Consider the following 15133-nt stretch of genomic DNA (forward strand, 5'->3'; position numbering starts at 1 on the left):
TGTTTTATCGTAAAAAGTCTTTATTGAAGTTATAACTGATTCATAAGAGAACAGATATTTTTAAAATATTCGTAATTAAAATGAATTGGTAATTTCCCCTTCTGGGAAGACGATCAAAAAAATATACAAGCACCAATATGTTTAGGCTTGAGCGAATATGTATATAAAAAAGAGATAAAAAAGTATTTTGTATACTAAATTAAAATAACAAAGCATACACCTATATAACAATGTACAGAATTTATAAAACACTTTAAAACAGATAGTTAAAACCCTAAACATCAACTAACACATCATTCATTGAATTCAAAAAAATTATTAACTCAAATATTTTATAAGATTTTTAGTAATGTTCTAATTCAAAAGAAAACAATAAAATTGGTAGTGTTAAAACCAATAGGAAAATCCTTATTTATAGTTCGATGGTTAATAAAGTAATGGTTTGAAATATTTAAAGAATAGTTTGGTAATAATTAATTTCAACATTAAAAAATAAAGATTTTGATATAAATTAGATAAGGAAACCCTAAAAGCTTATGATGAATCCTACTGCTATTACTCAGTTACTAAATGATAAAAATCAAATTTATCATCAACTTTATGATTCTTCACCCGATATGTACGTTTCTGTAGATCCCAATACAGGAAAAGTGCTTATGTGTAATATTACCTTAACCGAGAAAGTTGGAAAATGTAAGGAACAAATTATAGGTTCTCCCATTATGGAGATGTATCATCCCGATTCTATTGAATTGGCTAAAAAGGTATTTCAAAAATTTGTTGAAGGTCAGAAAATTGAAAATGAAAGATTAGACTTGATCGCCAATAATGGCAAAAAAATACCTGTGCTTTTGAATGTTCAGAGTATCAAAGATGAGCGTGGTAAAATTATTCTAAGTAATTCTTGTTGGAGAGATATATCAGATATTGTGGCTTTAGAAAAAATAGTGAAGAAAAATGATGAGGCCATTCAATCTAAAAACAAAGAATTAGAAGAGTTTGTCTATATCGCTTCTCACGATTTACAAGAACCTTTACGTACTATTTCAAGTTTTATTGAGTTACTTGATATGGAATATGGAGAGCAACTCGATGAGGAAGCTAAAACATACCTCGAATTCATCGAGAAAGGCTCTCAAAATATGAAAAACATCATTAAAGGCTTACTTGATTACTCTCGCATTGGTAAAGGAGTGGAAAGGTCTAATATTGATTGTAATAAATTGATTGCTGATATCACTTCTGATTATCATTTGCTTTTTGAAGAGAAAAATGTTGAACTGATTACTTCTTTTTTACCAAAGGTTTATGGTGATCCAATTTCCTTAAGATTACTTTTTCAAAACTTAATCAACAACGCCGTTAAGTTTAGTAAAAAATCTAAACAGCCCATTATTGAAATAAATTATTCTATAAATGAAAATGATATACTCTTCAGTATAAAAGATAATGGAATAGGTATTCCTGATGATAAAACATCCGAAATATTCAAATTTTTTAAACGATTAAATAGTAAATCACAATACGACGGTTACGGTATTGGGCTTGCTCATTGTAAAAAAATAATTGATTTACACGGAGGAAAAATTTGGGTTGAATCTATACTTCACGAAGGGAGCTCCTTCTATTTCACACTACCAAAACATAAAACTGATGAAACGAATCTTATTAATTGATGACGATTATCCTACCAATTACTACAATGAAAAAATGCTTAAAAAAGTACTAGATAACCCAGTAGTAATAAAAATTGAAAATGCAGAAGAAGCATTGACCTTTCTTAAAAATGAAGAAGAAGAAAGAATTGATTATATCTTTTTAGATGTAAATATGCCAGAGATGAATGGTTGGGAGTTTTTAGAAAACTATAAAAAAGTTCCTGATTCAAAAAAAGCAGATACTTTGATCATCATGCTTACTACTTCTTTGAACCCACACGATAGAAAGAAGGCAGAAGCAAATCCACTAGTCAATGACTTCTTGACCAAACCATTAAACAAAGAAAAAATTGAAAAAATTATTTGTTCATAATGAAATAAATGACTCTCTAAGGACGTACTTTGAGGAAAGTACTCAAAATTCAACTGATTATCAGGTTATTTTAAGTAATATTCTTGAAGGTACTATGGCTGGTTTTTGGGATTGGCACATCAAAGATAATTATGAGTACATGAGCCCTACTTTTAAAAAAATGTTCGGTTATGAAGATCATGAAATTGAAAATCATCCAGATAGTTGGCAAAAGATTATACATCCCGAAGATCTTCCTGGTGTTTTTGAAGTCTTCAACAAACATGTGTCTTCAAAAGGTAAGTTTCCCTATGATAATGAAGTAAGATATTTTCATAAAGATGGCTCTATTGTTTGGGTATTTTGTAGGGGAAAAGTTATTGAATGGGATGAAGAAGGAAACCCTTTAAGAATGATTGGCAGTCACATTGATATCACAAAAATTAAAGAGGCTGAACTAACGAAAAAGCAAAATTTGGAGTTAGAACAAAAAAATCAAGAGTTAGAACGTTTTGCATACGTTGCTTCTCATGACCTACAAGAACCACTACAATCCCTACAAATTTTTACTGACCTTTTAAAAGAAGAATTTACCATAGACTTAGGGAAACAAGGGATGCAATATATTGAATACATTGATGCATCTAGAAAAAAAATGAGTGGATTAATAAAGTCCCTACTCGATTACTCACTAATTGGTTCTGAAGACAAAAAAACCATAACTAATGTTCAAGTAATCGTGGACCAATTAACCTTTGAAAATAAAGAATTAATTGAGGAGACAAATACAAAAATTTCCTATGATAATCTACCAGTATTAATTGCTTTCGATTTACAATTAAAGCTAGTATTCCATAACCTTATCCTAAATTCAATATTTTTTAGAAGTAAAAATAGATCTCCTAAAATAAATATAAATGCTGTCAAAAAGGATAATTACTGGACCTTTAAAATTACAGATAATGGAGGGGGAATAGGAAAAGATCATATTGATAGAATATTCCTTTTATTTCAAAAATTAAGACACGAAAACTCCGGGGCAGGCATTGGGTTAGCCTTTTGTAAAAAAATCGTAGAACTGCATCAAGGTAAAATTTGGTTAGAGTCAGAGGTAGGTATCGGTACTTCAGTTTTCTTTACAATAAAAGTATAAAACGTACAGTTAGCCACAATAAATAATTTGATTTACACTTCAAAAGCACATCAAAACCCATCTATTTTCCTATTTAACAAAATTATATCATTTAAATCTATATATTAAAAAGTATTTTAACTTTCATTTAACCAGCATTTCACTAACTAAAATATGTTTACTAACTCTAATCCTAATGATTTTTCTAAAAAGGATGATGTGTACTTACACCTTTATGAAACTTCTCCTGATATGCACGTTTCTGTAGATCCTTCTACAGGTAAGGTCATCATGTGTAATAAAACCACTGAAGAGAAACTCGGAAAATCTAAAGAAGATATTATAGGAACCCATGTCTTAGATCTCTATCACCCGAATTCAAAAGATAAAGCTTCTAATATTTTTAAATCCTTCAAAAAAGGTAGTGTCATTGAAAATGAAAGACTACAAATTCTTGATGCAAAGGGACATACCTTAACCGTTCTTTTAAATGTACATTGTCTTACCAATGAAAAAGGTGAGATCGTTTGTAGTAATTCTTCTTGGAGAGATATTAGCGATGTGCTTACCTTGGAAAAAGAGATTCAAAAAAATGATACTTTCCTTAGAGATAAACAAAAAGAGTTGGAGGAGTTTTTATACATCGCTTCTCATGATTTACAGGAACCTTTAAAAACGATACAAAGTTTAATCAGCTTATTTCAGTACGAGGATCAAAATCAACTCACTGATAACTCCAAACAATATCTTGAATACATTAGCTCTAGAGCAGATAGTATGCAAGGGATAATTCAAGGGTTATTGGAGTATTCAAGATTAAACAAGGATGATCAGTTAATTCCTGTGGATTGTAATCAAATTATTGCAGAAATTAAAGCTGACTTCCAATCTATAATTAATGAGAAAGATGTCAAGATTGATCATTCTGTACTTCCTACCGTCAAAGGTTTTCACACACTCATCCGTTTATTATTCCAGAATTTGATAAACAACGCTATCAAATTTCAAAAAGAAAACGCTGACCCTTTCATTGAAATTGAAGCGAAAGAACTGGACGATTTTTATCATTTTTCTGTAAGAGATAATGGAATAGGTATTTCTAAAGAATATACTCAGGGAATTTTTAAAATCTTTACTCGTTTACACACAAAATCAGAGTATCCTGGTCATGGTATCGGATTAGCACATTGTCGAAAAATTGTGAATCTACACCATGGAAATATTTGGGTAGACAGTGAAATTGGCTTTGGAAGTACTTTTCATTTCACTATTTCTAAAAGTTTATAAAACATCTTTACTGCTTAGGTGATATATTAGTGGTATCAATCGTTTAACACAGAAATGGAAGCAGTAAAAACGTATAGAAATGTCAATAAGCTTGATAGTAAAATCACTTTTAGTGTCTCTAAAATGCAAGACATTTACGATAAAAGAGGCGGAAAGGTAGATGAACCTCATCGACACGATTTCTATACGTTAGTATTTACTGAGAAAGCCAAGGGGACTCATAAGATAGATTTCAATTTCTATCCTTTAGAAGATAAATCTTTGTTTTTTATTTCCCCTGGCCAAGTACATCAGATTATTGAAGAGAAAAAATCGTATGGTTATGCTTTGGTATTTTCTGCTGATTTTTTGGCGTACAACAATATTTCTACATCATTTATTGAAGACCTCAATCTCTTCAACGATTTTGAAGATTCGCCTCCTTTAAAGCCTTCTGATATACAATTCGAGGAAATCAGACAAACCATAGAAAAGATCTTTTCAATTCATCGATCGGGTATGTCTTATGAGTTAGAAGCTATAGGTGCACTGCTAAAATATATTCTCATTTTATGTACCAACTCATGCAATTTATCATCAGATGATATTTCTAGTAGCAATAGTTTGCTTAAACAGTTTAAGGGATTAATTGAGGAACACTATAAGAAAGAACATCATACGTCTTTTTATGCAGAATTGCTTCACATCACACCGGATCATCTTAATAAGGTGGTGAAAATGCAAAGTGGTAAATCGGCTAAAGAACATATTCAAAGTAGGATTACTATCGCTGCAAAACGCTTACTTTACTTTTCCGAACTTACTAATAAAGAAATTGCCTTTGAATTAGGTTTCTCCGAACCTGCTAACTTTAGTGCTTTCTTTAAAAAATGTGTAGGAATGAGCCCCTCTCAATTTAAATCAGATAGCTGATCTCGGATTTTCATAAGCCTTTGTCTGATTCTAATATTTTCTTGTGTATCGTTTTTAGTGACCTTTGTATTACATCAAATCAAAAGATCACACTTAAACTTTATATACTATGAAAACGGTAAAACACACATCAGATTCAAGAGGGCATGTAAATCATGGTTGGTTAGATTCTCATCATTCATTTAGCTTTTCTACTTACCATAACCCAGAACGTATGAACTTTGGCGTGTTGAGAGTTTTAAACGACGACCGTGTGGCTGCAGGACAAGGTTTTGGACGTCACCCTCACGATAATATGGAGATCATTTCTATTCCACTTTATGGCGATTTGGAACATGAAGATAGCATGGGCAATAAAAAAGTGATTAAGGAAGGAGATATTCAGGTGATGAGTGCCGGTACAGGTATTTTCCATAGCGAATACAATCCGAATACCGATAAAGAAGTTCAGTTTTTACAGATTTGGGTGATCCCGAATGAGCGTTCTGTTGAACCTCGATATGATCAGAAAACAATTGCTGATTTATCTGAACCGAATCAATTAAATCAGATACTATCTCCGAATGCGGATGATGCAGGAGTTTGGATTCATCAGAATGCATGGTTTCATCTAGGTACTTTTGATAATGACACAGAGTTGAATTATCAATTAAAAGATGCTAATAATGGAGTGTATGCTTTTGTTTTAGAAGGCGATGTATCCATTGAAGATCAAACCCTTAACAAAAGAGATGGTTTGGGTATTTGGGAAACTGATAACATCAGCTTATCGGCTAAAAAAGGAGCAAAAGTACTCTTTATGGAAGTCCCGATGAATTTGAATTAAACTATAGTATAATCAAGAAACCCACCAATCAAAAATCGGTGGGTTTTCTTTTCTTCAATCTATTATACTACTCTCTTCATTATAACTGTTTTATAAGGAAATTACCCTTAGGGATAAAGTGTCAGAATTGATCCCTGAGAATATTCCAAAGGCGTTTTCTAAATTGGTTGGAGGATCTGTGATATTAATCGAACTGTTATCACTATTCTCGAAAAGTGCAGCGAACTCGGCGGTGACTTTATATAGTATCACCTCGTGGTCTCCATAATAATGAAACTGTATTGGGGTAAGTCGTTCCTCTTCTCCTTTTGTTGGAGCTAAATGAAACGACAATGGAGGCCAATCTTCATCTTCGTCTAAATCTTGAATTACTCTTGGATTCTCCTCAATACATTTAATTCCTATATAATGATACTCCGCATTAGCATTCTCAAAAGAAATCAATACCGGTTCTGGAATGCTTCCAGGAAAACCTCCGCTTGGCTTAAATGCTTGAATGTAGGTACTGGAAAGTTCAAAATTTTGAGGTGAGGATGGAATATAGGTTTCAGAATAAACAAGCGCATCTCGATAGTTAAAGCTTAATTGATACTCCTCTCCTTCTGTTATGATCAACTCTTTATTTTGATATTGACCGTTTCCTATATTGTCCAAATCATATATTTTTTCACCATTAGAAATCTGAATGGAAAGACCATCAACATAAGTATAGGTAGAATCTCCATTAAGATAATCTATTTGATTTTTCACTAAGACCTCTGCAAATTGATTTGGATGTAGATAGCTTTCTACAATTGGTGTATCCAAAATATTTACATCCTCGTCTGTTGGTGTACAAGAAAATAGGAGGACAAAAAATGTGATATATATATAATATTTCATGCTATTTTAGTTTTACAGAGAAGGTTAAATTGGGCGTCATGCCTAAATAATAAACAGGCGTTTCTACGATTTCATTATCTGTGACTTCATACTCCATGTACCAAACATTCGATCGGTTATAGACATTGAAAACTGAGAACCCAAGACTTGCAGGTGCTTGTTTCCCGATTTTGAAATTATACGTTGCCGATAAATCCAATCGATGATAAGCCGGTAATCGGTGACTGTTTTTTGATGAGATCGAGATAAACGTTTCTGTGGATCCATCGGGTAGCGTCACCTCATATCCTCCTTGTGGTGCAGTGTAAGGTTTTCCTGATGCAAAAATCCAATTCGCTCCCAAATCCCATCGTCTCCAAGAGTATGTGAAAACCGATTTAAATTCATGTCGAACATCGTGTGCCGCATGAAAACTATATTCTCCAAATTCAGGGATATTGTTGGTCACCTGAGCCAATGTATAGCCCAACCACCCCGTAAAATCACCATGCTTTTTTTGTACTAGAAAATCAATCCCTTTAGATACTCCATCCCCTGTAAAAAAGCTTTCGCTGTAATCTGTTCCATCCCTACTTCCTTCAATTCTCAAGGAATATTCCGTTACATTTTCCAACTTTTTGTAAAAGGCTTCTACATCAAATAAGTACATTGGTGTTTCATAAGATGCTCCACCGATAAACTGAAGAGAAGAACTTACAGGTAAGTTGTCGTTATCAGATAATACCCAAAAATCCCGACTGCCTTCATTGATATCTTCTCTCACCACTCGCCTTGCAAACTGATAATACAAACCAGTAGATCCTTTCAATTTTATTTTATCATTTAAGATATAAGTACTGTTTAAACGAGGTTCGAAATAACTCTTTTCTGTTCCAGTGAAGTAATTATACCTAAGACCTGGAGTAATCATCCATCGCCTATCCATCATTGTAATTTTGTCTTCAAAATAGGCCGAATAGGTCTGTCCTTCTGTTTGTCGATCAATGATTGATAAAGTATCATTTTGAGTGTAACTGTACTTGATATCGTTATGAGTGGCTTGGAATCCAAAGCCAAGCTGATGATCTTTTGTGAGTTTATACCCAAAATCTAATTTGGCTGAATAATCCAATAAGTTGTTGTCTTCTAAGTGCCCTCGATTAATTGATATCGTACTATCACCATCGTAAAAACTACCTGATGTTGATCGATTTCTATTGCTGAAATAATTAGAATAACTGACCAACATATTTCCGTACAGTCGATCGTTAAACTGTCTTGACCATTTAAAAGAAGCCCCCGTATTTCCCCAATTCGTTAAATCGGTAATCTGACTACTTAATCCCATTCGTCCGCCATTTGGTGATAATGAATTATCTAGATGGTCTTCTCCGTTATAAAGGCTAATCCCAATAACATCTTTATCGGTTGGTCGATATGTAAACTTTCCATTTAAATCATAGAAATAAGAGATGGTGTTTTGTTCTGTTTGTGCACGTCTCCTGCCAGGTATTCCTCCTTGTTGAGGTGTATTATTATTGGAATTATCATCAGAAAATTGATTGAAAATCTTATTGTATAATGGACTTTGCCAACTACGTCTACCAGCAAGAATTACAGAAGCTTTCTTGCCCACAGGAAATTCTAAAAATCCATTTACCGACATTAAACTTAGATCTGCCGCCATATTAAATTCGTTCTGATTTCCTTCCTTTCCCGTAATCTCTAAAACGGATGAAGTACGTCCACCATATTTAGCATCAAACCCTCCTTTGTATAGTTGCTCATCTTTAATGGCATTACTATTAAAGGCACTGAAGAAGCCAAACATATGCTCTACATTATAAACTGTAATTCCATCATATAGTACTAAAACTTGATCTGGCGTGCCACCACGGACATACAATCCCGATGAATTTTCATTGGCCGCACTAATTCCAGGCATCAGTTGAAAAGAACGAAGAATATCCCTCTCTCCTAAATTCGGAAGAGTCTTTAATTTTAAAGGAGACATCTTGATCATCCCAGCATGTTCCCCACTTACTTGAAGAATATCTTCCCGCTCTGCTGCAATAATTACCTCTTCCAAACTCTGTACTTGAGGCTCCATTTCGATAATTAGATCCTTGGTTTGTGCACCTGGAGTTAACGATAATTCTTTAGGTTGATATCCTATATATTGAAAAATAATAGTGCTGGTATCAGAAGGTACATTTAACAAAGAAACTCGCCCATCTACATTTGATGTTGACCCGTTAGCTGTTCCTTTAACCATTGCTACCACATACGGTAGAGGTTCTTTGGTATCAACATCAATTACTTTTCCACTTACATTCAATTTAAATTTAGTGGCTGCTTCTTTAACGACTTCTTTTTTAACGACCTCGCTTTCCTTTATTATAAACCACCTATCGACTATATGGATCACACCAGTTTCTTCATCGATGTAATATTTCATTTTCTGTTCCTCGCATATTTGTTTGAGGAAAACATCAAGAGGCCGATTGATAGGACGGTTTTCGTACTTTATACTTTTAAATAGTTGTTTATCATATTCAAAATTGACATTGTATTCGTTCGAAATGAACGTCAGAATATTATCCAAATCGCAGCATAAACGAGTGGATAGTTTGATGTTTTTAAGATCTTGTCCATTTAACTGATATGAAAAAAATAGGGAGATAAAAAATATATATCTGAATGATTGACTCATGATAGTAAGCTTTGTTTTAAGAAGAATAGAGAAGTAGAAGTCTGCCATATTAGACAGACTCCTTTATGAAAAAATAAGGTGTAAATCCTTCCTTAAAACATTTGTCCCTGACCACCGCCAGGACCACCCATGCCTCCTCGGCCACCTCTTCCTTCTCCTTGTCTACCATTTGGAGGTCCTTGTGGCTTGTTCTCGTTCATCACGCTAAGGTATTTACGGTATAATTTTTTTCCCAAAAGATCTTTCACTTTTTCGTTTCTAGTATTTTCCAGTGTTTCCATCTTCTCCTTATCTCTTTCCTTCATCGCTTCTTGAGCATTGGTAAAAAACTCTAGATGAATATCATAAATACCCTTTCTCTGTTCGCCTGTTAATTCAATTTTCTCCTCTAGCTGTCCTAGAGTTTCAACAGATTTCTCTTCTGGAGTTGAATGGTTTGGTCGTTGTCTTTCAGAATCTTGAGCAAATAATGCCAAGGCCATCATGCTAAATATGATGGAGAATGATAATCGTAAGTTCATGTCCTCTCTTACTTTTAATAATTTAATTCGATAACTTTTGTGCAGCTTGTTTGCCGCTTATTTACAAGAGTCAACAAAGTAGTTTTTGGTAGGAAAGTGAAGAAGAGTTTTAAACGAAAGGCGTGAATTTTTCAACCAACGGAATTATTTTTCTATTTGATGAAGGATGGCTTTCAATACATTTACAGCGACGCTATTCCCGAACTGTTTATACGCTTGAGTCATCTTTGAAACAATTTTAAAACTATCTGGGAAACCCTGTATTCTAGCACACTCTCTTGGCGATAGTTTTCGTATGTCTTTTCCTACTTGATACAAACCCGTACGGGAACCAACACCCCCACCATAAGCGGATAAAGTAATGGCATGACCTCTGATATCGTATATACGTTCGCCCTGCCCTCCTTTATTTACTCTTCCAATTTGAATCGGCTTATTAGGCAATATCACTTTCCCTTGGGAATCTTTTAAAGGGTTGTAATCTTTGTAGATTTCTATATCAGGTCGGTCGACAATTTTCACATTCGACTTCTTCTCTAAAAAGTCCTCTAGTTTTATGGCCCCTTTTTGAGGAGAAGGAAATGAAAAAGACTCCTTCATTAAGTCTTTTTGTAAACACACAAAATAAATTCTTTCTCTATTTTGAGGTAAACCGTAATGAGAAGCATTGAGTACTTTATAGTCTACGCTATATCCTAATTCATCCAAAGTTTGAACGACTACTCTCAAAGTATTACCTCCATCATGTCGCTGAAAATTTCTTACATTCTCCAGCAAAAGTAATTTAGGTTGATGGTGATTGACAATACGGGCGATATCAAAAAATAAGGTTCCTCTTGCATCTTCAAAACCTTTTTGTTTCCCGGAAATAGAAAACGCTTGGCAAGGGAAGCCAGCACATAATATATCGTGTCTAGGAATCTCCTCCTCCGCTATTTGTGTAATATCACCTTTAGGTTGAAGTCCATAATTCACCGAATAGGTTTTAGCTGCATGTTCGTCCCATTCGGAAGCGAATACACACTCCGCACCAAAGCTGCTTAACGCTTGATGGAATCCTCCTATTCCAGCAAATAAGTCTATAAATTTTAAGCCTTCTAACTTCATAAATTGATGATCATCAAAAACAGTGTGCAAGGTAAGCATAAAAATTACTTTCTATAATTCAACGATATTAAATATACATATAAAAAAAGCTGTCCCTTTGTAGAGACAGCTTCGATTCATGCAAAATTCAAATCTACTTTGAATTTGTATGGGAAAGTCTTGCTTTTTTTGGAAGCCACTTCGTGTTCTTTCTTTTATTATAATCAGTGTGATTACCATAATCGGACATGAAGATGGATGTTTTACAACTACTTAGAATGCTGATTAAAAGTAGGAATGCAAACGTCTTTAACGCTTTTGATTTAAGGAAGTTGAAAATATTCATATGTCGTGCGTTTGTGCATCATTTAGACTATTGAACAACAATAGTAAATGTGCTTATTATTAGTATTTAGTAAATATCAACCCGTAGGTGTTATTGATGTTAGGAGTCAAATAGAGTGCCAAAAAAAATCTTTTATAATAGTTTACCTAACTGAAATACATTATTGTTTTTATTGAATAAATTTTCGTTATTTCCAATGAACTAAAATCGAGCAAACAAATATAGTATGAATACTTCCTTAATATCATTTATTACCTTTTTAGGACTAATCGCCCTAGTGACTTGGGTAATTATCTCCAACTCCAAAAAGAAAAAGAGTAAACAAAAGAACCTTTTTAAACGAAGAGTATTTAAAGATGAGTGGCGAACTATTTTACGTGAAAACGTGACCTTTTACAATGAAATTTCTGAGGAGAAAAAAGATGAATTTGAACAGAGACTCCTACGTTTTTTAGCTTTCGTGAAAATTAAAGGAGTAAAAACGGATATCGAAGATCTGGATAAACTTTTAGTAGCTTGTAGTGCTATTATTCCCATCTTTGGTTACCCCGATTGGGAATATCCAAACCTTAAAGAAGTTTTGATATACAATTCTGATTTAAACGAAACAGAGTTTGGACATCACTTTAATGATGGACATGTATTAGGTATGGTGGGAACGGGCAAACTGACCAATAAAATGCTGTTATCAAAAGGTGCCTTAAGAGAAGGATTCCGAAATGATAATGATAAAAAGAACGTAGGCATCCATGAGTTTGTTCATTTAATTGATATGGCAGATGGCAATACGGATGGAATTCCAGAGGTTTTCATGTCAAAATGTTATACCCTTCCATGGATCAATTTAATGAAAACCGAAATCGAAAAGATCCACCAAAATGAATCAGACTTGGATGAATATGGAGGAACTAAGGATCAGGAGTTTATTACTGTCGCTTCTGAGTATTTCTTTGAACGACCTCAGCTATTAAAAAAGAAGCATCCTGATCTATATCTTGCTTTAGAAAAAATATTCAATCAGAAAATGGTCGATCAGGAACGCAGTTATCTGAGTTCTATCACCCAAGAAAAAGAAATCGGGCGCAATGATCCCTGCCCGTGTGGTAGTGGTAAAAAATATAAAAAATGTCATATGATGTTTGATTAATGATTATCAAAAAGTAGAAAAATGAAAAAGGCCTATTTAGGAATAAGTTTTAAGAATAGAAAAGCTTTTAATAAAGAAGTAGAAATTATTAAAGAGGTTTTATTACAGTATCAATACGAATTGATTGTCTTTGTTGATAAATACTCTTTTGCACCTCATCAAGAAAAGGAAATGATGCAAACCGCCTTTCAAGAAATTGATGAATGTGATTTATTTATCGCAGAACTAACAAGCAAAGCGATTGGTGTAGGTATAGAAGTTGGTTATGCTTTTAAGAGTAATCTTCCAATTATTTATTTGAGAAAGAAGAATTCGGATTACTCCACTACTGCGGCAGGCTGTGCCGATTATATTTTTGAATATGAAGATGTGCACCAATTAGAAAAAAAGCTGTCCTTATATTTTGATAGCTAACGAAAATAGTACTACTAATTCTGTTCAACCGATTGTTATCACTAAGCGCCATAACATTACGCAAACCTTTAGCGTATCTCTCTCGTTATTAACTGACTTACAATTAATTCACAAAACCTTAAGCATTACATTTCATTAACAAAAAGCGAAAAAATGTACGAATCAATGGCATTAATTTCGTTAAATGTTTTTTACCAGTTTATGACGAATAGTTAAATCTAATAACAAACAAACTTTGATGAACAGAATACTTACTAGACATTTCCTAGGTACGTTTCTGCTAATACTTTTTACTAATTTATGTATAGCACAAGAAAAATTTTACTTACTAGGAAACGATGCTTTCAATTCAGTAGAAGAATGGAAAGGAGAAAATGGTAATTCATTAAGATGGCAAAAAGCCACCAATACTACTACTAGAACTTTTCCTGAAGGAAATGATATCATCGTTTTAAGCAGTTCAGGCGAGGCAAAATTTGGTAGCAAATTGAATATTAATTTCGATTTAAATCAAATATCTTCTCTTCTTGAAGTTGATTTCCAAAAATATGATGCAACTCTTTATTTAGGAAAATCAGGTAAGGCCAATTTAAAACTGACGACCAATTATATTCATTTAAAAATTACCACGGAAGAAAATTCCTCCTTGATTATTAGAGATGAATTAATTCTCTCTCAAGGAACAGGTGGGAATGACGAATTAGATATTAGTGGTTATGTTTATATTCAAAAACAATTGGTTCTCAAAAATTCAGGTATTAATATCTATGTAAGAGAAACTGGACATTTAGAAATAAATTCCTTCTTTGAATCTGAAAATGGAGGAAAGATATACATAAAGGTGTGTGGAAAACTTACAATTGATACCGATTTATCAATTAAAGGACAATTTGAAATTAATACCTGTGATGGTACTGAAAGTTGTGGAGAGATCAATATTGGAGGCGACTTCAATTATAAATGTGATGGCTCAGAAAACAATAGTATTACTGGTTGTGGTAATATTAATGCGGGTACATGTACTGAATGTGTATCCCATGGACAAATTAATTTTTGTGATGATTTAGACCTACCGGTCGAGTTAGTTTATTTCAAAGGACAGAAAACAGTCAATGGGCATTTACTTCTTTGGGAAACAGCATCAGAATTAAATTCTTCTCACTTTGATGTGGAGGTATCATCAGATAGAATGAATTGGGAAAAGATTTCTACTATTCAAGCTGCTGGAAATTCTAACGTGACTCTCAAATATCAATATTTAGATGCTATAGAATCGGGTTTGTATTATCGCTTAGCACAATATGATCTTGATGGAGCTGTAGAATATTTTGGCATAGTTTCTTTTAATGGAAATAAAACTGATTTCAGTGTGAACGTATATCCTTCAAAAATCACGAATGGCCAACAACTGAAAGTGGAAGTTCAAAATGCAAATGAAACCTATCCTGTAGTGGGTGTCTTATACAATACCAATGGTGTATTATTATCTCACGATATAATAATTGAACAACCAAGTGGAAGTGATATAGGTACGTTTACATTACCTGCCCTTCAATCTGGTATGTTTATCTTAAAAGTATCCAATGGAATAAATACTGAAGCTGTAAAGCTTATTTTAGAATAATTTGCTCAGGATGAGATAAACAAAAAACTGTTCTTAGTGTACTAATACTTAAACACTAAGAACTGGACCTGCTATATTTAACTGGACAGTAAGTTAAATATAGCAGGTCCAACATAGAAATGTTATAAGTCGCAGACTTAAACAAAATAAAGTTCGTAGTGACGCTGACGCTTAACACAACGAACAGAGCAGAACACTATAAAAAAACACAGTCCAAAACAAGAGTAATGGACTGTGCACTTACCGCATCTACT

Annotated in this window: 13 protein-coding genes; 9 read left to right on the forward strand and 4 right to left on the reverse strand. The window is 33.4% G+C overall.

Features of this window, described 5'->3' with window-relative positions:
- Positions 1 to 536: 536 nt before the first annotated feature.
- From MY04_RS10860 to MY04_RS10885, 6 genes are all read left to right on the forward strand, one after another.
- The gene (locus MY04_RS10860) at positions 537 to 1676 is read left to right on the forward strand and encodes an ATP-binding protein (protein WP_084005839.1); all 1140 of its coding nucleotides are present in this window, start codon (positions 537 to 539) and stop codon (positions 1674 to 1676) included.
- Positions 1654 to 2031, forward strand: a complete 378-nt coding sequence (locus tag MY04_RS10865; protein ID WP_066209590.1) for a response regulator — start codon at positions 1654 to 1656, stop codon at positions 2029 to 2031. The genes MY04_RS10860 and MY04_RS10865 overlap by 23 nt, the downstream gene beginning before the upstream one ends.
- Positions 2009 to 3163 carry a sensor histidine kinase gene (locus MY04_RS10870; RefSeq protein WP_066209592.1) on the forward strand — a complete coding sequence of 385 codons (1155 nt, stop codon included), beginning with the start codon at positions 2009 to 2011 and terminating at the stop codon, positions 3161 to 3163. Before MY04_RS10865 ends, MY04_RS10870 begins: the two co-directional genes overlap by 23 nt.
- Positions 3164 to 3316: 153 nt before the next feature.
- The gene (locus MY04_RS10875; protein ID WP_066209594.1) at positions 3317 to 4429 is read left to right on the forward strand and encodes an ATP-binding protein; all 1113 of its coding nucleotides are present in this window, start codon (positions 3317 to 3319) and stop codon (positions 4427 to 4429) included.
- 54 nt (positions 4430 to 4483) lie between these two features.
- A complete protein-coding gene (locus tag MY04_RS10880; RefSeq protein ID WP_066209596.1) occupies positions 4484 to 5341 on the forward strand; it encodes a helix-turn-helix domain-containing protein in 858 nt (285 codons plus the stop codon).
- A 109-nt stretch (positions 5342 to 5450) separates the two neighbouring features.
- Positions 5451 to 6167 carry a pirin family protein gene (locus MY04_RS10885; protein ID WP_066209598.1) on the forward strand — a complete coding sequence of 239 codons (717 nt, stop codon included), beginning with the start codon at positions 5451 to 5453 and terminating at the stop codon, positions 6165 to 6167.
- 90 nt (positions 6168 to 6257) lie between these two features.
- On the opposite strand, the gene MY04_RS10890 is transcribed toward MY04_RS10885, so the two are convergent.
- The 4 genes from MY04_RS10890 to MY04_RS10905 form a co-directional block, all read right to left on the reverse strand.
- Positions 6258 to 7049, reverse strand: coding sequence for a DUF4249 family protein (locus MY04_RS10890; RefSeq protein WP_066209600.1), 792 nt, complete (start codon positions 7047 to 7049; stop codon positions 6258 to 6260).
- 1 nt (position 7050) lies between these two features.
- Entirely contained in the window at positions 7051 to 9741 is a 2691-nt protein-coding gene (locus MY04_RS10895; protein ID WP_066209602.1) for a TonB-dependent receptor, read from the reverse strand.
- A gap of 92 nt (positions 9742 to 9833) precedes the next feature.
- Positions 9834 to 10262 (reverse strand): hypothetical protein, encoded by a 429-nt coding sequence (locus MY04_RS10900; protein WP_158297658.1) that lies wholly within the window; start codon positions 10260 to 10262, stop codon positions 9834 to 9836.
- A gap of 144 nt (positions 10263 to 10406) precedes the next feature.
- A complete protein-coding gene (locus MY04_RS10905; RefSeq protein WP_066209606.1) occupies positions 10407 to 11408 on the reverse strand; it encodes a DNA cytosine methyltransferase in 1002 nt (333 codons plus the stop codon).
- Positions 11409 to 11920: 512 nt separating this feature from the next.
- On the opposite strand from MY04_RS10905, the gene MY04_RS10910 reads away from it, so the two are divergent.
- The 3 genes from MY04_RS10910 to MY04_RS10920 all read left to right on the forward strand — a co-directional run bounded on the left by MY04_RS10910 (position 11921) and on the right by MY04_RS10920 (position 14879).
- Entirely contained in the window at positions 11921 to 12841 is a 921-nt protein-coding gene (locus tag MY04_RS10910; protein ID WP_066209608.1) for a zinc-dependent peptidase, read from the forward strand.
- Between the two features lie 21 nt (positions 12842 to 12862).
- Positions 12863 to 13255, forward strand: coding sequence for a nucleoside 2-deoxyribosyltransferase (locus MY04_RS10915; protein WP_066209610.1), 393 nt, complete (start codon positions 12863 to 12865; stop codon positions 13253 to 13255).
- Positions 13256 to 13493: 238 nt separating this feature from the next.
- Complete coding sequence (locus tag MY04_RS10920; RefSeq protein ID WP_066209612.1) at positions 13494 to 14879, forward strand: hypothetical protein; 1386 nt, start codon at positions 13494 to 13496, stop codon at positions 14877 to 14879.
- The last annotated feature ends 254 nt before the right edge of the window (positions 14880 to 15133 follow it).

The organism is Flammeovirga sp. MY04, assembly GCF_001682195.2.
GTDB lineage: Bacteria > Bacteroidota > Bacteroidia > Cytophagales > Flammeovirgaceae > Flammeovirga > Flammeovirga yaeyamensis.

Bases quoted from the DNA above. Each gene is read 5' to 3' on its own strand.
- MY04_RS10860 (WP_084005839.1), top strand. From the start codon at position 537: ATGATGAATCCTACTGCTATTACTCAGTTACTAAATGATAAAAATCAA.
- MY04_RS10865 (WP_066209590.1), top strand. From the start codon at position 1,654: ATGAAACGAATCTTATTAATTGATGACGATTATCCTACCAATTACTAC.
- MY04_RS10875 (WP_066209594.1), top strand. From the start codon at position 3,317: ATGTTTACTAACTCTAATCCTAATGATTTTTCTAAAAAGGATGATGTG.
- MY04_RS10880 (WP_066209596.1), top strand. From the start codon at position 4,484: ATGGAAGCAGTAAAAACGTATAGAAATGTCAATAAGCTTGATAGTAAA.
- MY04_RS10885 (WP_066209598.1), top strand. From the start codon at position 5,451: ATGAAAACGGTAAAACACACATCAGATTCAAGAGGGCATGTAAATCAT.
- MY04_RS10890 (WP_066209600.1), bottom strand. From the start codon at position 7,049: ATGAAATATTATATATATATCACATTTTTTGTCCTCCTATTTTCTTGT.
- MY04_RS10895 (WP_066209602.1), bottom strand. From the start codon at position 9,741: ATGAGTCAATCATTCAGATATATATTTTTTATCTCCCTATTTTTTTCA.
- MY04_RS10900 (WP_158297658.1), bottom strand. From the start codon at position 10,262: ATGAACTTACGATTATCATTCTCCATCATATTTAGCATGATGGCCTTG.
- MY04_RS10905 (WP_066209606.1), bottom strand. From the start codon at position 11,408: ATGCTTACCTTGCACACTGTTTTTGATGATCATCAATTTATGAAGTTA.
- MY04_RS10910 (WP_066209608.1), top strand. From the start codon at position 11,921: ATGAATACTTCCTTAATATCATTTATTACCTTTTTAGGACTAATCGCC.
- MY04_RS10915 (WP_066209610.1), top strand. From the start codon at position 12,863: ATGAAAAAGGCCTATTTAGGAATAAGTTTTAAGAATAGAAAAGCTTTT.
- MY04_RS10920 (WP_066209612.1), top strand. From the start codon at position 13,494: ATGAACAGAATACTTACTAGACATTTCCTAGGTACGTTTCTGCTAATA.